The organism is Serratia sp. NA_13 (assembly GCF_052691735.1).
Genome location: NZ_JBQZFV010000001.1, coordinates 454,353 through 471,935 on the forward strand (window position 1 = coordinate 454,353; position 17,583 = coordinate 471,935).

The window sequence follows — 17,583 nt, forward strand, 5'->3', positions numbered from 1 at the left end:
GAGCCGCAGCGGTTTATCGCGGCTAAGAAAGGTTAATTATGGCACGTACTACCCCCCTTGAACGCTACCGCAATATCGGCATCTCGGCGCACATCGATGCCGGAAAAACCACTACTACCGAGCGGATTCTGTTTTACACCGGGGTCAGTCACAAGCTGGGCGAAGTGCACGACGGCGCCGCCACCATGGACTGGATGGCACAGGAGCAGGAACGCGGCATCACCATTACTTCGGCGGCGACCACCTGTTTCTGGAACGGCATGCAGCATAATTATCCGCAGCATCGCATCAATATTATCGACACCCCAGGGCACGTGGATTTCACCATAGAGGTCGAACGTTCCATGCGCGTGCTGGACGGCGCGGTAATGGTCTATGACTCTGTGGGCGGCGTACAGCCGCAATCGGAGACGGTCTGGCGTCAGGCCAATAAATACAAGGTTCCGCGGCTGGCGTTCGTCAATAAAATGGACCGCGTGGGTGCCGACTTTTTCCGCGTGCGCAAAATGATGATTGAACGGCTGAAAGCCAACCCGGTGCCAATCGTTATCCCGATTGGCGCCGAAGACCATTTCACCGGCGTGGTGGATTTGGTGCGCATGAAGGCCATCCTGTGGGATGAGGCAACGCAAGGCATGAGCTTCAGCTTTGAAGAGATCCCGGCAGAATTGCGCGACTCCGCGCAGGAGTGGCGGGATAAAATGATCGAAGCCGCCGCCGAAGGCTCGGAAGAGCTGATGGACAAATACCTCAATCAGGTGCCGTTGAGCGAAGAAGAGATCGTCCGTGGCCTGCGCTTGCGCACCGTGGCCGGCGAAATCCAGCCGATGCTGTGTGGTTCGGCCTTCCGTAACAAGGGCGTTCAGCGCATGCTGGATGCGGTGATTGAACTGATGCCTTCGCCGCTCGATGTTCCACCGATGGAAGGCCATGACGAGCGAGACAAGATTGTCATTCGCCGGGCTGCCGACGACGAAAAATTCTCGGCGCTGGCCTTCAAGCTGATGACCGACCCCTTCGTCGGCCAACTGACCTTCGTGCGGGTCTATTCCGGCGTGCTGACCAAAGGCAGCAGCGTCTATAACCCGGTGAAAGACAAGAAAGAACGCATTGGCCGTATCGTACAAATGCACGCCAATGACCGTAAAGATGTCGAAGAACTGCATGCCGGTGATATCGCCGCCTGCGTGGGACTAAAAGACGTCACCACCGGCGACACGCTGTGTGACCCTAACGCCATTATCACGCTGGAAAAAATGGTGTTCCCTGAACCGGTGATCGCTCAGGCGATTGAGCCTAAAACCAAGGCCGACCAGGAAAGGATGGGGATCGCCCTGCAACGCCTCTCTTCGGAAGATCCGTCGTTCCGCGTTCGCACGGACGAGGATTCTGGCCAGACCATTATTTACGGCATGGGTGAACTGCACCTGGAAATCATCGTCGACCGCATGCGGCGTGAGTTTGGCGTGGCGACCACCACCGGCAAACCGCAGGTGTCTTACCGCGAAACCATCCGCAAGCGCGTGGCCGATGTAGAAGGCAAGTTCGTGCGCCAGTCCGGAGGTAAAGGCCAGTACGGCCACGTGGTGTTTACCGTGGAACCCAATGAGCCTGGCAAGGGCTTCGAGTTTTTCGATGAGATCAAGGGCGGCGTGATCCCAGGCGAGTTTATCCCGGCGGTGAAAAAAGGCGTGCTGGAAGCGCTAAATACCGGCGTACTGGCCGGTTATCAGGTGGTGGATGTCAAGGTACATCTGACCTTCGGCTCTTACCACGACGTCGACTCTTCGGAACAGGCTTTCCGCATGGCGGCGATCTTCGGCTTTAAAGAAGCTTGTCGCCAGGCCGACCCGGTTATCCTTGAGCCGATCATGTTGGTAGAAGTGGAAACACCCGAGGATTACGCCGGTAGCGTCATGGGCGACCTGTCATCGCGGCGCGGTCTGGTGCAAGGCATGGAGGACATTCCGGGCGGCGGCGGTAAGGGGATCCACGCCAAGGTGCCGTTATCCGAGATGTTTGGCTATTCAACCACGCTGCGTTCCATGTCACAGGGACGCGCCACCTACACCATGGAGTTCAGCCACTACGCAGAGGCACCGCGCAACGTGGCCGAAGAGATCATTCATCACCGGAAATCTTGAGTTGACTGCCTGCCGCTGCCAGCGGCAGGCTTCACTCTTTGGTGGCCAGAGCCACCACCACTGGCTGCGGCTTAATCCGCATCGCATAAATCACGCCGATAATCAGGCAACTGATACCGCCCAGCGTCAACAGCGGTGGCCAGGCCTGACGCAACATAAAGGTGTAAGCCAGTCCGGCCAGTATTTCGAAGACGATCAGCGGCCCCACCAATACCGTCGGCAAGCGTTGACTCGCCTCATTCCAGCACAGGGCACCAATCCACGAGCACAGTATGCCAATGGTGATCATCAAGGGAACAAACACTTCCGGCTTTGGCCCAAACGGCAGCGCAAACGTCGGCTGGGTTAAAGCCAATTGCCCGCAAACCAATAGATAGCCCACCAACGCCAGCGGTAAGGTGACCAGCCCTTGCGCGGTCGCCCAGGTGGCAGGCCTTTGGCTCGGGTTGTTTCGCAGCCAGCGGGCATTGCGCAGCGGGAACCAGGTCCAGCAAGCCACCGCCAGCAATGCCAGCCCAAACCCACTGATATAACGCCAGACATCCATCGGTGCCGTATTACCCCGCAACTCGGCAAGGTTAACCAACGCCAACCCGCAGGCGATCAATACCAGCGCCGGTGTCAGTTTACGCCACGAAAGTCGCCCGTCGTGCCGGCTGTAAAACAGGTTGGCGGTCACCGAGATCACCACCGGCAGCGTCCCGATAATCATGGTGGACATGGGCGCCCCGGTGCGCTGAATGGCGCTGGCAAGGCACAGGTAATACAACAGGTTACCGATCGCCGTCAGTTTCAACGCTTCCAACCAATCGTTACGTTGTAACTTTTTTAGACGCTGACGATCAAACCACGCCAGCGGCAAAGCGATCAACCCAAAGGCCAAATAACGCCCGGTAGACTGCAACGCCGCCGGATATTCAGGGATCATAACCGGACCGACAAAAATCAATCCCCACATCAACCCTGCAGACAGGGCAAATAACACGCCAATAAACATAGTGACTCCATCAACGACCAGGCGCAGCAGGCTGGCCCCATGAATTAAATCTGGCGCCAGCCTAACCTGCTCGTGCAGAGGAATATTGTAGCAAATTGCTGTTTTAGTCGGTCTGGTAAACACTTCGCAAATCGAACTGAATATTTGCAGGTCTCATCTCATCATGGGGTCGGATGACTTTATTCCCATGCGGCAACAGCAAATGTCCCCTCCGGTTTTACCGGTAAATATTTTCCGTAGTAATCCAGGTAATTCTCGACCGGGTCAACATCTTTAAATTGTTCTGGATAAAGTGATTTTGCAATAAACTGAATCATGGCGAAGTCGGAAAGCGTTCTTGATGCGCCCTGGTAAACACCGAATAATTGCTTGTTTTTTATCGCCGGCAATGAACTCCAGCCATTACGAGTGGAAAAACCCATAAGCTGTTGAACAGCCTTATTTTTATCAACTCCCACCCCCATTGATAGCGCTGACGAAACCTGATTGTTTTCTCTGCCGGAGATAAAAATAGCATCAGGCTTGGCAAACAGAAGCTGTTCTGGGTTAATCACACCCCACCACTCAAAAAAGGGTTCGGCAATATTGTCTGCTCCGGCAAGCTTCAACATCGCCCCCCACATATTCTTACCGTAGGTGAACGAATAATCGCCAGGCCCTTTATTCCCAAACTCAATATAAACCTTGGGTTTCTTTAATCCTGATGCATTAACTCTACGCTGCACGTCAGCAATGTTGTTGGCGTAAAATTCTGATAATTCCTGAGCACGTTTTTCTTGCCCCGTGAGTATGCCGAATATTTTTGTAGAGCTGACATGCCTTTCGACAGTTTGTGCGTTGTAATCTACCACGACCACTGGGATTTTTAATTCCTCCAGGCGTGAGACCTCATGTTTCAAAGCAACGTATTGCCATTCAGCCAAAATAATGACGTCCGGTTTCAATGATATTATATTCTCAAGAGAGATATTATGGAGATCTACCTCGCCAATGTCAGCGATACGAGCCAGTGATGGCTGGTGTTTAACATACATATTCCAATTTGCGGGCACCTTTCCCCGCCAGGCTTCACGAGAAATGCCGATGACACGCTCGTATGCCGCCTCCCCACCCACGGCCATGTAGTCTTCAAAGTAAAACCCCAAAACCGCCCTTTTGACGGGGGTATCAAGCGTAACCTGCCGCCCCAGAACATCGGTTAATGTGGTCGTGGCCGCGCTGGTGATACCAGGCATGATTAAAAAAATGGCGAGCATCATAAAGGTTCTAAAATTTCGAGCGCCCATAAAATGGAGATCCTCAGGAGTTGGGAGTGTTCTTAATCATTTTTCATTTCATTATTCTGAATGCAAAAACGCAAATGATAATAATTTCCATTAAGATTTATATCAACTAAAATTTCAGAGACTATCCACGGCTAAAGTTAAAATTCTGTGCATAGCAAACACTCCAGCATGAGTTGCCAGATAATTTTGCTAATGCAGCATAAAAAAGAATTATAACGTTAACGACAAATACATCCTGGAGAGAGAACAATCAGCAGTCACATACTTAGGTCAACTTTGACAGTAAAGGCGGAAACAATATAAGGCCACTAATTGGCCTTAAATTATTGCAGGTTGTTTGGCACCCTTCAGGTGGTGCTTCCGCTGGCCCATCTTTTCAAGGATTCCTGACCTGTTTTTGATAACGCACTGGCGTGACACCGTAACGACTAGCAAAAGCACGGGTCAAATGCGCCTGATCGGTTAACCCCGCCGCCGCCGCCACCTGTGCCGCAGGCATACCGTGCGCCAGCATCTGCTTGGCCTGCGACAGGCGGATCGCCATCAGCATTTGCTGAGGGGAAACATGATATTGGGCTTTGAACTTACGCAAAAAATGATAAGGGCTGAGGGAAACCAGTGCCGCCAACTGATCCAGAGTAATTACGGCAGAGAAGTTATCCTGCAGGTAACTTTTGACGATATCAAAACGGTGCGCCGCTTCTGCCTTTAATGGGCGCGCCACTTGGATATGCGGGCGGATGATGTCTACCACCTGCGCCAGCAAATGATCAATGGTCAGCGGATCGTTGGCCTGCCATAGTGCGACCAGCGTGGCGGACAATTGTTGTGCCGCCTGCACGTCCTGGCGCACCGCATCGGTGAACCAGAATCCCTGTTCACCCGACAGCAACTCCAGCGTATCCGGTTCCAGATAAAGCATGCGGTAGTTCCAGCCACCAGGGGTTTCGGCTTCACCGGTATGCAGTTCGTCCGGGTTCATCAACACCAGCGAACCTGGTGCCGCCCGGTGCTGCGCGCCACGATAGCGGAAACGCTCGGCACCAAAATCGACGGTACCTATAGCAAAAGCATTATGGCTATGGGGTTCAAAGGCATAGCGTTCTATATGGGCGTGATAAAGCTCCACGCCCGGCACCTGCGATAACTGCCGGAACTGCGCACTGTCCTTTTCAAAGGGAAACTGCTCTGGAACACCCTGCACCGTACCGCCCTGCTTCAATGCCATTGATGGCTGTATGATAGTCAAAGCGGCATAGTTTGAGTAGTGGCGCACGCGGTGCGCTGGACGCTGCGGTTCATTACGCGTAGGGTGTTTTATCCGATGTTCAATGCCTGCCAGTCAGCATCGACGCCTTGATTATCCTGCCGCAGAGTGGGAAACCAGTCTTTAACCCCCTGAAAGTAAGAGGCAACAATGTATCCAGATACTCAACTCTATATCGACGGACAATGGCGCAACGCAGTCGCCGGTAAAACCACGCAGGTCACCAACCCCGCTACCGATGAGGTGATTGGCAGCGTGGCACACGCCACCACAGCCGACCTCGATCTGGCGCTGGCCGCAACCGAACGCGGTTTTAAAGTCTGGCGCGAAACTTCCGCTTACCAGCGGGCCAATCTGATGCGTAAAGCCGCGGCACTGTTTCGTGAGCGTGCAGATAAAATTGCCGCAATCATGAGCCAGGAACAAGGCAAACCTGTGGCGCAGGCCAAGGTGGAAATTCTTAACTCGGCGGACGTGATTGACTGGTTTGCCGGAGAAGCCAGCCGCACCTACGGCCAGATAATCCCGTCCCGCAGCCAGGACGTTCAGCAGCAAACCCTGAAGCTGCCGGTGGGGCCGGTTGCCGCGTTTACCCCATGGAACTTCCCGATCAACCAGATCGTCCGCAAACTCTCTGCCGCATTGGCCGCAGGTTGTTCCATCATCATTAAAGGCCCGGAAGAAACCCCGGCTTCGCCGGCGGAACTGATCAGAGCCTTTGCCGACGCGGGCATTCCTGCCGGTGTGATCGCACTGGTGTACGGTACCCCGGCTGAAATCTCCGAGTACCTGATCCCGCATCCGACCATTCGCAAAATCTCGTTCACCGGTTCAACCCGCGTGGGCAAGCATTTGGCGGCACTGGCCGGGCAGCATATGAAAAAAGCCACCATGGAGCTGGGCGGTCATGCACCGGTGCTGATTTTTGACGATGCCGATCTTGATACGGCTGCGAAAGAACTGGCGCAGGCCAAGTTCCGTAATGCTGGCCAGGTGTGCATCGCCCCAACCCGCTTCCTGATCCAGCAAGGCGTTTATGAGGCCTTTGTCGAGAAGTTCACCGCTGCGGTGCGTGAAATCAAAATGGGCAATGGGTTGCAGGACGGTGTGACTATGGGGCCGATGGTGCTGCAACGCAGCGTGGACGCCATTGAGGCCTTCGTGAAGGATGCCATCGCCGAAGGCGCCAAAGCCACCACCGGTGGCAAGCGCGTGGCCGGCCCCGGCAACTTCTTCGAACCGACGGTATTGCGCGACGTGCCACTGAGTGCGCGAGCGATGTCTGAAGAACCCTTTGGCCCGATCGCCCTGCTGCGCCCGTTCGCCAGCTATGAGGAAGCCATTGCCGAAGCCAATCGCCTTCCTTACGGTCTGGCGGCCTATGCCTACAGCCGGAGTATCGCTACGGTGACGGCGTTGGGCCGGGATGTGGAAAGCGGCATGCTCAGCATCAACCATATCGGTTTCGGCCTGCCGGAAACGCCGTTTGGCGGGGTTAAAGACTCTGGCCACGGTACCGAAGGCGGCAGCGAAGCCATCGAGTCCTATCTGGAAACCCGCTTTGTCACCGTTGCCGGGCGCTAATTAACAGTCCCTCTCCTTTGGGAGAGGGTTCTGTCTCTTTCCGCTCACAGCGCACCGTGCCCCCATCCTCCCGCAGACGCAGGGCATAATGCTCGGCCTCATCGCGCAACGGATCGTACTCACAACTCAGAATGGTCGCCGGTGGCAACTGTCGTAACGTGCGGATGAAGTCCTTGTAAATATCGATGTAATCCAGAGAGTTCAGTTGCTGCAGCACGAAGTGGCTCGGATCGAACAGGAGCTGGCAGCGCGGATATGCCCCAATGCGCTCAAAACTGGAGGTTAGCAATGAGCCGTTTTATTATCGAGTTCGGTGACCGCCTGAGCGATCACCTTTAATATATTGGCAGTTATACAGAATTACTGACAGGCTCTTTTTCGCATATCAATAAATATACTTTATACCTATGATAGCTTGTGTGTCGCTGTACCCCTTATCGCCGAGCTGCTGGGCAATATTACCCCACAGATTAACATTTGGACTGAGCTGCCCTTCAACACCCGTTTTAATCTCACCAATATTTCGGGTCCCGGCCAGTTTAACCTCGACACCATCCATTTGCGTACTAAAAGTTTTTGTATTATGCAGCCAGTTAATTTCCACAAAGGGTTCGAATACTCTGTTTTTACCTTCATCAATAACGCTATGTCCTTTAATGAAGGCTCTTACACCTAGTCGGGATTGAATATTTCCGTTCCCTTTACCACTCACCAAAGTTCCGTTAGATTCATGGTGGTCATCAGCTTTTACTCCCATCCATGTCAGTTGTGCCACAGGTTGAACGTAATAACTTTCTCGAGTATTTTTCTCACCGGTCTTCCAGGTATAACCTGCTTCAACAGATGCAGTTATCCCTTTTGATTTATAACTTTCTGACGCTAGTTTCTCGCCACTCACAGAATTGTTAAACCAGTTATAGAGCATCCAGGAATCAACATACCCCCCCGTTTTTTCTTGGTTATCCTGAAGCCAGGTCCCGTACATGCCAACACTATAACCGCTGACGCTCCCATCAGCCCTGTAACCACTGTAACTACTACGGGTATTGCTTTGTTGATTAGCGTATCCACCCATAACACCAAAATGAAAGCGATTGTTAGCATTACTGCTCCACTGGGCAACGTCCCCTCCCAATTGCATAACATATCGATTTGCCTGAGTTTTCAACTGACCAGTACTGTCCTTAAACCGGGTGTGTCCACCGATATTTCGTAACCACATACTGGTTACTTTCTGTTCACCGGTCAGCGCGTCAACATAATGAGTTTCGCCCAGTCGATCATGTAATCTGTGAACAAATAACGTATTTACGGCCAGAAGATTTGCTGCATACTCGCTTCCTTCCGGGCGAATTATTGGAGGGTTAGGCTCTGGATTAGGCTTCGGCTCTGGTTTGGTATTTACAAGATACCAGTTACTGTAGTCAGCATCTTTGCCCCGACTTAAGAAATACTCATAGGCCCCCCCGACAATACGGTCTTTCTGCAAGAAAACTCCTTTGGACTGACCGCCAACACTTATAAGTTCGATTCCCCGAGTTGTATAATCCCCTGACCCACCAACGTTATTCACATGCACATAAGTTGTCCCGTATGTATCACCACCGATTTTCATCCTATCAGTCGGTGAGGAATCATCACCCAGTACAGTATTGAAATAGATATGTCCCTGATTACCCTTATAATCACCAGATACAATAAGTTCGTTACCGACGTGTTCTTTTGATATATTCCCGCTCTTGCCCAGGATAATGCTCCCGTCATTTATAATTTTATTATCGATAACAAGCCGAGATGGATTGAATTTTTCAGAATAATAACTACCCACTCTTAATACACCGCCCTCTTTAACATCAGTATTCCCAAGATACCCCTCAGCAGATAATATACCTCCATTACGAACAAAGATATTTCCCCCCAGGGCTACTGATGAGTCTACACCTCCTCCGGTGACAGAGAAATCTCCATTGTAATTTTTGCTGTCACCGCTAAGATATAATGTTGATGTTCCTTTTTTTTCAGACTGACCGGTTCCTGCAAATGAACCAACATAAAGGCTATCGACATTCTGATCGATAATAAGGCTAGCTTCTGTTACATCGACAACCCCTCCTTTACCAGAAAGCAGTGACATAATTAAATTATGATTATTGAGATTCAGCTTCCCTGCATTCACTGTATAGGAGGTATTATTAACGAATGCGCCTTCACCATCTGAACGTAGTTCCCCACTTTCAATCCGGGTTCCACCCGAATAGCTATTCATTCCGGATAACGCCACCAGACCTTCGCCTGATTTTACTATCCCCCCTTTACCCGATAATGAGCCGTTAAGATACATCTCTTTCGCGTCACCGGCTTCAAGAACAGATTCAGAGAGAACGTTCATATTAATTTTTGTGGATAATCGGTTATCGCAATATTTACAATCATTAACACGAAGGGTGCCGCCGTTCAAATTAAAAGCATATGTGCCATCACCTGCAACGATAGCATCTTCTTCAGGCGACAAGTTACTGTTTGCAATCGTCATGTAACCATTTTGATTAAGATTAACAGTTGCAGATGTTTCTACACCACTGGCCATAAAAAGGCCTGAGACGGGATTTTCGAAACCATCCAGATCGGTGTTAGCCTTGCCCTCAAATATTACGTCAGCGTAGTTATCTACATTGAGAACGGCTGAGCCGGCACCTTTTTGGGAATAATGAACGTCAATCGCCTGGAGGGTATCAAGGGCATCTGCTGCAAGTGACATCTGGCTCCGGACGATGAGTTGACTGTTCGCACCGGAAACATTGATTTCAGCTGAAGGAGGCTTCAGTGCAGAAACTGAATCATCCTGAACAAGTGTAGTTGAAGCACTTATTCTTCCTGCCGACAGCATACCGCCTTCGGTTATATTAAGGATGCCTGAACCAATAAATCCAAGGTATAATGAACCATTCTCTGCAGAATCCCCAAGATACGGAGCGTTATTTATTAAATTAAGTTCACTTCCAGAACCCGAAACGTTAATCACTCCCGTATTACTGGTATTTCCAAACCCTATATAAGCTCTATTGTTTGAGAAATTTTCAGACTCACCAACATTTAGAACTGCACCGTCTAAAATGTTTAGCGAACCTGTCACCTGACTATTGCGCTGTGTATTCCAGTCCATAAGGCCACTACTCCCTACACTTAGGTCAAGTGTAGTTATAGGCCCAGTTTCTGAGCCTATAATATTAATCGTTCCTTTTGTATTACTAACTGAATTATTACCATTTGATACAGTCCCTGTTGAAAAATAGGTGTTTTTTTCCAAGTTTTTAGTGGATTCAGATATAGTTAAAAAACCATTTCCGCCATCAACACCAACATTGAATGAGTGATTATAACCAGATGAACCTTTTAATGTAAGATTACCATAATTACCATCTCCTCCACCTATGATATATCCTTTGCTTTTCCAGTCCCAAGTGCCAGTCTCAACTACTTCTGTAGAGTTAAAATATAATGGGGCTGATTCCACTGAGCAACTCAGAAAGAATAATGGTATCATTAATTTCGGTGTGTTCTTCATCAATAGTCACATCCCTTTAAATAAAACAAACTTTAACACACTATTTGCCATTAAAAAAATAGTTACTTTTATCAAATAAAGTAACCACATGTAATTTAAGGTTTTTATATGATTTAAGTAATTTGTTTATTAATGCACGATGGTATTTTAAATAAAAAATCCAACCAACACCTTATTAACTATTACAATAAAAAACCAACTTAACTTTAACATTGCTAACAATTGATTGGTTTGTATTAATGCTTCCCTGCCGGGGAGAGGGTTAAATAAAATGGAATTCATAACAACTAAAATATTCACCTTATCTTTAAAATAATGATGCCAACCATTAATACCCCCCCCTTCATTATCACACTACAAAAGTTTTAGTTAAATAGTTTATTCGAGGAGAGTAGTATTTTGCAAAAGGTGCTCTGAATAAATATCTCTATTACGTATCATCACCTTCTATATTTTATAAACAGTTGAGTGGGCACTGTTAAGCTGCCGGGATATTCTGATGCCCCCCGACCTTCCCGATCGGTTGAACCGCCCGATGCCTTGTGGGTAAAAATACGATTGGCTTTCACGCCCGCATCTTTGAGCACCCTGATCTGAATATCGAGAGATTGCTGACTGGTTGAGACCCGTGCGTGACCCCGTTGCCCCGCTGGTTCACCCGGGGCCTGGAAAAAAATATTCAACAAACTGGTTGAATATTAGCCCACCTGTTCTATATTCAACCATATGGTTAAATTATCTTCCTCACAGCTGGACGCCATTTTTCGTGCACTTTCCGACCCAACGCGGCGCGCCATACTGCGTGCGTTGGCCGGCGGTGAGCACAGCATTGGTGAACTGGCCGCGCCGCTGCAGATGTCGTTTGCCGGCGCATCCAAGCATATCAAGGCACTGGAGCTTGCTGGGCTGGTGCAGCGTACCGTGCAGGGAAGAAACCATATCTGCCGGCTTGAACCCGAACCAATGGCACAGGCCATGCAATGGCTGAAAACATACGAGCATTTCTGGACAGAGCGGCTGGACGCGCTGGAAATAGCGCTGCTGCAGCCCGAACCGAATCCTCCCAAGGAGTGAACTATGAACGACTACGGCATGATTATTGAAACCGGCACGCTGCGCATTCAGCGGCTGCTGCCCGGCCCGATCGAACGGGTCTGGGCTTATCTGACGGAATCCGACAAACGCGCCACCTGGCTGGCCGCTGGCGATATGAAGCTGGAAAACGGTGCCCAGGTTGAGCTGGTGTTCCGCAATTCCGACCTGACCGGTGAGCATGAACCCGCGCCGGCCAAATATAAAAACCTCGGTTGCAGCGTCAGCAACGTCGGCCATATCACCTGCCTGTTCCCGCCGCGGCTGCTGAGCTTTACCTGGGCGGAACAGGGGCAAAACCGTCCTTCCGAAGTGACCTTCGAGTTGACCGAACAGGGGAACGCGGTGCTGTTGACGGTGACCCATCGTCGCCTGGCCAACCGTGACGAAATGCTCAGCGTGGCCGGCGGCTGGCATACCCATCTGGATATTCTGGTCGACCGTCTGCATGACCGGCAACCTCAACCCTTCTGGAGTACCCACGCCAGGCTGGAAGAGGAGTACCGGGCCAGACTCTGATCGCCCTTCATCCCGGCGTCTGAATGCCAGATAGCCGGTCACCAGCGTAAACCACCGACCAGCAACACCAACAGGATAAAACCGTGGTGATTGCTGGCCAGCGGGATCCCGCCCACATTCATACCGAAGAAACCGGCAGCGATATTGATCGGCAATGCCAATACGGTGATCACCGTCAGGACGTACAGCGTGTGGTATGGGAACCGTGACGAATTTCGTCAACCCTGGCCTCTGCCGGATTATCATCCCGTTACAACCCCCCCCTATTTTCTCCACATTTGCCGTGCAGACTCTTGCTGATATTCATTCACCTTTCAGGATCATAGTCACGTCTGCCATGTCTTTATTTAATTCCCTCATCCGTTTTCCCGCACGCCGCTTAGGCGCCATTTTGGTTCTCACTCTGCTGTTCATTCTGCCCGCGGCACAAGCCGCTGCGCCGCTGGCGCTATACTCGAAATCGGTATTGGTGGTCAATCAACGAACCGGGAAAACCCTGTATCAGAAACAAGCCAATCGGGTGCAGCCCATTGCCTCACTAACCAAATTGATGACTGCCATGGTCACGCTGGACAGTAAGCGCCCGCTGGGCAACAGGATGATGGTCACCGCCGCCGACCGTGATTTGTTGAAGAAAACCCACTCACGCCTGACGATCGGCTCTACTCTCAGCCGCCGTGACATGTTGCATATCGCGCTGATGTCGTCGGAAAATCGCGCCGCTTCGGCACTGAGCCGCAACTATCCTGGTGGTCGTAAAGCCTTCGTGGCGAAAATGAATCAGAAAGCGCGCACCATTGGCATGAAACACGCTCGCTTCTACGATCCGACCGGGCTGACACCGCGCAATGTCGCCAGTGCCAATGACCTGCTGAAAATGGTTAATCACGCCTACCGTTATCAGACCATTCGCCGTTTCAGTACCGACAAACAGCAAATCGTGCGTCCTGGCCGGGGTCAATTGGTCTACCGTAGCTCCAATGGACTGATCAACAATCCCGCCTGGAAAGTCCAGTTACAAAAGACCGGTTTCACCGACGAAGCCGGGCACTGTCTGGTGATGCGTACCCTGATTAAAGGGCAACCGGTGGTGATCATCCTGCTCGGTTCGAAGCAACGCTACGGCCACTATAAAGACGCCATTCGCCTGAAAGCCTGGCTTGAATCCTGATTTGGGCCGCGTTAATCACGTGCCTCTTTACCGTTCTGTGCATATCTAAATCCTTTTTTTATCAATGGAATATCCTATCTCCAATCAATATTAAGCCTGTGGGACCGGGCATGGTATTTGTCATCAATAAATGATGATAAAGGAGCAGGAAAATGGCTTATGCCCTGAGCGTGTTGGAAAAAAGTCCGATTGCCGAAGGAGAGAGCGCCGCCCAGGCGCTGACGCGCACGCTGCATTTGGCGCAGCAGGCGGAAATCTGGGGCTACCGTCGTTTTTGGCTGGCCGAGCATCACAATACCGCGCAGCTCGCTTGCCCTTCCCCCGAAGTGCTGATCGCTTATTTACTCGGGCAAACGTCCCGCATCCGCATTGGGTCCGGCGGGGTCATGCTGCAACATTACAGCGCCTATAAAGTGGCAGAAAACTTCAATCTGCTGGCGACTCTGGCACCGGGGCGGGTCGATTTGGGGGTGGGTAAAGCCCCCGGCGGCCTACCGCTCTCTACCCAGGCGTTGCAAGCCGCCCACGATCAGCAGAATAAACCGGACTTTCCGCAGCAGCTTGCCCAGCTCAACGCCTACCTCAATGATGACGCGCAACCCGGCCTGAGTGCCACACCGCAACCGTCGCAGCCCGCACAACGCTTCCTGCTGGGCGCCAGCAAAGAAAGTGCTCAACTGGCTGCAGAACACGGCTGGGCCTTTGTCTTTGCCGCGCAGCTCAATGGTAACCCGGCCGATATTCAGAGCGCGCTGGCTCATTACGCCGAACAAAGCGGTGGACGCAAAGCCCTGCTGGCCGTCGCGGTGATCGTTGCCAACGCCCCCGAGCAGGCTCAGGCGTTGGCCGCCGGGTTCCAGCAATACCGGGTGCATGTGACCGGCGGACAAAGCGTGACGGTCGGCAGCCTTGAGCAGGCAGAGAGTTATGTTCAGCAGGCCGGAGCTACCGATTACCGTATTGAGCCGCGCGAAAGCCACATCCTGCTCGGCACTGCCCGGCAGGTACGGAGTCAGTTGGATCAATTGCAGCAGCAATATGGCGTGGAAGAGTTTGTGATAGACACGCCGATCAGCGAACCTGTCGCCCGTTTGACCTCTTTGCAACTGTTGGCGCAGGCCTGAGCCTGCCCAATCAGTTCACTACGGCGCCCGCACCAGCAGGCCAGCAGCACTATGCATTTCTCACCGATGAATTAGCACTGGTAACCAAAACGGCCTACGTTGGGCGTCTGTCTCGGCGCACAGGTGATGGCTCATGCCCTGGGGGCCGACGTGGTTTCGCTCGACGTGAAAGAGATCGGCTTCGAACCCTTAACATTGGCAGAACATGAAGGCTCGGTGCTGGCACCTCTGGCAACCACGCCGGTGTTACACTGGCATGGAGATATGTTTATGATCCCGGGGGGCGACTTGTCTGGCAAGTACTGAAATCGTCCCTAATCAGGCATTTGAATATCAGGACTTCGCCCTTGGTCTGCAGTTCCATCTGGAAGCCGAACATCAGGACCTGGAACGCTGGCTGGTGGGCCATGCCTGTGAGCTTGAGTTGGCCGGTATTCTGCCACAACGCTTGCGTCAACAGGCCGCTCGCTACGGTACAAAATTAGAACAGCGCGCCCGTCAGGTATTTACGCGGTGGCTGGGTAAAATCGAACCAAGGATGTTATAGATGCAACAGGTTTCTCAATTACAACCCCCACAGATTGATGTGATCAGTATTCAATCGCAGGTAGTGTACGGCAGCGTCGGCAACGGTATCGCCTATCGCACCCTGCTGAAAAAGGGGCTGGAAGCGCTACAGGTGCCCAGCGTGCTGTTCGGTTGCCCGCCCTATTATGGCGCGCCCAGCGGTGGCGTGATACCGGCCGAGTGGTTCAGCGGTTTTCTCGAGGATTTACTGACCCGTGGCGTGATGAAACGCACCCGGGCGGTGATCGTCGGTTATCTGGGCGACGTCGGCCAATGCCATTTCCTGCATACCTGGCTACAGCGCGTGCGCGCTATCAATCCACAGATAAAAATCTATATCGACCCGGTGATGGGCGATTACGGTGAAGGCGTTTACGTGGATGAACGTATCGTCAGTTGTTATCGCTCCCCTTTCCTGCAACTGGCTAATGGCCTCACCCCCAACGGTTTCGAACTGGAGCAGCTTTGCGGGCATCCGCTGACCAGCCTAGAGCAAACGCAGCATGCCGCACAGGCGTTATTGAATGACACCACCGAGTGGGTGCTGGTGACCAGTGCACCGGGCGTGGCGGAAAATGACGAGCAGATTGGCTTACTGTTGGTCAGCCACGACAAGGTGCAAAGCTATACCCATCCCAGGATCCAGTCGAAGGTTAAAGGCACCGGTGACATGTTCGCCGCGTTGCTGGTCAGCCATTTGTTGCACGGTAAAAGCCTCTATGAGGCGATACTGACCGCCAGCGGTGAGGTCTGCGATGTGCTGACTGAAGCGCAGCATTTCGGTTTGGAGGAAATCGGCAGCCTGCGTGCCTTGAAATAGGCCGTAGTCACGGATATACCGACATCAGTAGATGAGTATCATTCACCCTGCGTGGATAGGCTCCACACAGGGTGCTACGGATAGCTCAGAAGGCAGTAAAGGAGACTTTACTGAAGTACGAAGATTTTTATGCCTATGAATACGTAATAAAAGCATCATTCTCCAGGTAATAATTCAACCCCGATATCAGCTCTTCCATAGTTGCGTTTGGCTTTTGATTCAGCGCGCTTCTGAGCACATCCATGAACTGATCACCATAAAAAAACAGCTCCAACTCATTTTGTACTACATAGTCAGGATACACTTCTTCATCATCATCACTGACTTGTGGATAACGCTCAAGATAGCATGTCAGTCCGGGTGCAGCAGTGGCCTCGTACTCTTTGGTATAAAGGCAGAAATTATCCTTTGTATAACCCTCTTGAACGATTTTAGTCATCAGGTTCTCTAGGCTGTAAGGCGTCATGTACTCTAGCTCTTTCATTAACATCCCCCTCCGGTTCTACTCCTGGCTCTGGCGGGCTTAGGATTACCCGTGGCACCATCCAGCTTACCTCGTCTTCCGGGCTCTCCACCACCCCACATTTCGCGTCCGCCTTTACCCGTAGGATGGTAAAGAGCGTGATTATCTGCATGATCTACGCGATCAACCAACACCAAACGACCTACATCTTCATGATGATGCCAAGTTAATATTGGTGGACTTGAGGCTTTATTCGGGCTTTTCATCCATTCCCCCAATTCCGGATATCGGCCCAACATATCCCGTCTGAAAGAAGGATCAGCATCCATTCTTGCAATAAACTCTGTGTTTGCGCGGTTAAATTGAACCGCATCACTGGAGTAAATATTCCCAGGAGCAATAGTGTGCTCTTGGAATATATGATATTTGCCGTTAGCTGGTCGATTGGCCAAACCCAGCGGATCCACCCACATCAGCGGGTTCGGCGCATACTGGTACAGGTTCATCCCACCACTCAGGCCAATCGGATCCTGTGTGGTGAATCTGCCGACCTCCGGCTCGTAGTAACGGAACAGATTGTTCGAGCGCCGCCAGCGGTGTCCATGGGCTGGCAGGATCGTAACTCCAGGTCCGGCGCGTGCCGTTGTCGCGCTGCTCTTGCAGCAAGCGATATCCCTGCCACAGGAAACAGGTGGTTTGTTCTGGTTTACCTTTGTAGCGCACCTGTTTGCGACTGCGACGGCCCAGCGCATCGTAATGATACTGCGCCTCAAACTCACCCTGCGGGCCACGGCCATGGGCCTGTATCAGCTGGTTGTCGGCATCGTAACGGTAAAACAGTTTTTGCCAGTGCGTCAGCCGGTTATCGACGATCGGTGCCAGGTGCGCGTCGATGTCGCTCTGGGGGGTTGTATAGACCAGTTCATTCTTATTTTTAAAGAGCGTGTCTCGTAATCTGATTTTTTCTTTAAACCCTCCTTATTT

Annotated in this window: 12 protein-coding genes and 5 pseudogenes; 8 read left to right on the forward strand and 9 right to left on the reverse strand. The window is 51.6% G+C overall.

Translation table 11 applies throughout. From position 1 onward, the window contains the following. Positions 1-38: 38 nt before the first annotated feature. A complete protein-coding gene (fusA, locus tag ACUTSU_RS02080; protein WP_445651593.1) occupies positions 39-2,144 on the forward strand; it encodes an elongation factor G in 2,106 nt (701 codons plus the stop codon). A 31-nt stretch (positions 2,145-2,175) separates the two neighbouring features. Here fusA and ACUTSU_RS02085 read toward each other — a convergent pair whose 3' ends face one another. From ACUTSU_RS02085 to ACUTSU_RS02095, 3 genes are all read right to left on the reverse strand, one after another. Continuing rightward, the gene (locus ACUTSU_RS02085) at positions 2,176-3,141 is read right to left on the reverse strand and encodes a DMT family transporter (RefSeq protein WP_445651594.1); all 966 of its coding nucleotides are present in this window, start codon (positions 3,139-3,141) and stop codon (positions 2,176-2,178) included. A gap of 179 nt (positions 3,142-3,320) precedes the next feature. Then, the gene (locus tag ACUTSU_RS02090) at positions 3,321-4,427 is read right to left on the reverse strand and encodes an ABC transporter substrate-binding protein (RefSeq protein ID WP_445653724.1); all 1,107 of its coding nucleotides are present in this window, start codon (positions 4,425-4,427) and stop codon (positions 3,321-3,323) included. A gap of 376 nt (positions 4,428-4,803) precedes the next feature. After that, the gene (locus ACUTSU_RS02095) at positions 4,804-5,631 is read right to left on the reverse strand and encodes an AraC family transcriptional regulator (RefSeq protein ID WP_445653772.1); all 828 of its coding nucleotides are present in this window, start codon (positions 5,629-5,631) and stop codon (positions 4,804-4,806) included. Positions 5,632-5,844: 213 nt separating this feature from the next. On the opposite strand from ACUTSU_RS02095, the gene ACUTSU_RS02100 reads away from it, so the two are divergent. Then, positions 5,845-7,278, forward strand: coding sequence for an NAD-dependent succinate-semialdehyde dehydrogenase (locus ACUTSU_RS02100; RefSeq protein WP_445651596.1), 1,434 nt, complete (start codon positions 5,845-5,847; stop codon positions 7,276-7,278). A gap of 40 nt (positions 7,279-7,318) precedes the next feature. Here ACUTSU_RS02100 and ACUTSU_RS02105 read toward each other — a convergent pair. From ACUTSU_RS02105 to ACUTSU_RS02115, 3 genes and pseudogenes are all read right to left on the reverse strand, one after another. Continuing rightward, positions 7,319-7,438 (reverse strand): annotated as a pseudogene (locus ACUTSU_RS02105) (alpha/beta hydrolase fold domain-containing protein); the annotation flags it as partial. Further along, positions 7,439-7,549: pseudogene (locus ACUTSU_RS02110) on the reverse strand (sugar phosphate isomerase/epimerase); the annotation flags it as partial. It lies immediately after the preceding pseudogene. Positions 7,550-7,663: 114 nt separating this feature from the next. Continuing rightward, positions 7,664-10,843: an autotransporter outer membrane beta-barrel domain-containing protein gene (locus ACUTSU_RS02115; protein WP_445651597.1), complete on the reverse strand. Its 3,180-nt coding sequence runs from the start codon at positions 10,841-10,843 to the stop codon at positions 7,664-7,666. A 726-nt stretch (positions 10,844-11,569) separates the two neighbouring features. On the opposite strand from ACUTSU_RS02115, the gene ACUTSU_RS02120 reads away from it, so the two are divergent. After that, complete coding sequence (locus tag ACUTSU_RS02120) at positions 11,570-11,917, forward strand: ArsR/SmtB family transcription factor (protein ID WP_012145284.1); 348 nt, start codon at positions 11,570-11,572, stop codon at positions 11,915-11,917. Between the two features lie 3 nt (positions 11,918-11,920). Next, a complete protein-coding gene (locus ACUTSU_RS02125) occupies positions 11,921-12,454 on the forward strand; it encodes an SRPBCC family protein (RefSeq protein ID WP_261109361.1) in 534 nt (177 codons plus the stop codon). A gap of 6 nt (positions 12,455-12,460) precedes the next feature. Here the strand turns inward: ACUTSU_RS02125 and ACUTSU_RS02130 are convergent. Then, positions 12,461-12,645, reverse strand: a pseudogene (locus ACUTSU_RS02130) (CorA family divalent cation transporter); the annotation flags it as partial. 146 nt (positions 12,646-12,791) lie between these two features. On the opposite strand from ACUTSU_RS02130, the gene pbpG reads away from it, so the two are divergent. The 4 genes and pseudogenes from pbpG (at position 12,792) to pdxY (ending at position 16,136) form a co-directional block, all read left to right on the forward strand. Beyond that, positions 12,792-13,625: a D-alanyl-D-alanine endopeptidase gene (gene pbpG / locus ACUTSU_RS02135; protein WP_445651598.1), complete on the forward strand. Its 834-nt coding sequence runs from the start codon at positions 12,792-12,794 to the stop codon at positions 13,623-13,625. A gap of 152 nt (positions 13,626-13,777) precedes the next feature. Continuing rightward, positions 13,778-14,749, forward strand: a complete 972-nt coding sequence (locus tag ACUTSU_RS02140) for an LLM class flavin-dependent oxidoreductase (RefSeq protein WP_445651599.1) — start codon at positions 13,778-13,780, stop codon at positions 14,747-14,749. 35 nt (positions 14,750-14,784) lie between these two features. After that, positions 14,785-15,296, forward strand: a pseudogene (locus ACUTSU_RS02145) (glutamine amidotransferase-related protein); the annotation flags it as partial. Then, complete coding sequence (pdxY, locus tag ACUTSU_RS02150; protein ID WP_445651600.1) at positions 15,297-16,136, forward strand: pyridoxal kinase; 840 nt, start codon at positions 15,297-15,299, stop codon at positions 16,134-16,136. Between the two features lie 133 nt (positions 16,137-16,269). Here pdxY and ACUTSU_RS02155 read toward each other — a convergent pair whose 3' ends face one another. After that, positions 16,270-16,620, reverse strand: coding sequence for a DUF7716 domain-containing protein (locus ACUTSU_RS02155; RefSeq protein ID WP_445651601.1), 351 nt, complete (start codon positions 16,618-16,620; stop codon positions 16,270-16,272). Beyond that, positions 16,620-17,526 (reverse strand): annotated as a pseudogene (locus ACUTSU_RS02160) (RHS repeat-associated core domain-containing protein); the annotation flags it as partial. The gene ACUTSU_RS02155 and the pseudogene ACUTSU_RS02160, both read right to left, overlap by 1 nt. Positions 17,527-17,583 lie beyond the last annotated feature (57 nt).

Excerpts from the sequence above, each read along its gene's own strand:
- ACUTSU_RS02125 (WP_261109361.1), top strand. The coding sequence starts at position 11,921 with ATGAACGACTACGGCATGATTATTGAAACCGGCACGCTGCGCATTCAG.
- ACUTSU_RS02140 (WP_445651599.1), top strand. The coding sequence starts at position 13,778 with ATGGCTTATGCCCTGAGCGTGTTGGAAAAAAGTCCGATTGCCGAAGGA.
- ACUTSU_RS02100 (WP_445651596.1), top strand. The coding sequence starts at position 5,845 with ATGTATCCAGATACTCAACTCTATATCGACGGACAATGGCGCAACGCA.
- pbpG (WP_445651598.1), top strand. The coding sequence starts at position 12,792 with ATGTCTTTATTTAATTCCCTCATCCGTTTTCCCGCACGCCGCTTAGGC.
- ACUTSU_RS02085 (WP_445651594.1), bottom strand. The coding sequence starts at position 3,141 with ATGTTTATTGGCGTGTTATTTGCCCTGTCTGCAGGGTTGATGTGGGGA.
- ACUTSU_RS02090 (WP_445653724.1), bottom strand. The coding sequence starts at position 4,427 with ATGGGCGCTCGAAATTTTAGAACCTTTATGATGCTCGCCATTTTTTTA.
- fusA (WP_445651593.1), top strand. The coding sequence starts at position 39 with ATGGCACGTACTACCCCCCTTGAACGCTACCGCAATATCGGCATCTCG.
- ACUTSU_RS02155 (WP_445651601.1), bottom strand. The coding sequence starts at position 16,620 with ATGAAAGAGCTAGAGTACATGACGCCTTACAGCCTAGAGAACCTGATG.
- pdxY (WP_445651600.1), top strand. The coding sequence starts at position 15,297 with ATGCAACAGGTTTCTCAATTACAACCCCCACAGATTGATGTGATCAGT.
- ACUTSU_RS02120 (WP_012145284.1), top strand. The coding sequence starts at position 11,570 with ATGGTTAAATTATCTTCCTCACAGCTGGACGCCATTTTTCGTGCACTT.
- ACUTSU_RS02115 (WP_445651597.1), bottom strand. The coding sequence starts at position 10,843 with ATGAAGAACACACCGAAATTAATGATACCATTATTCTTTCTGAGTTGC.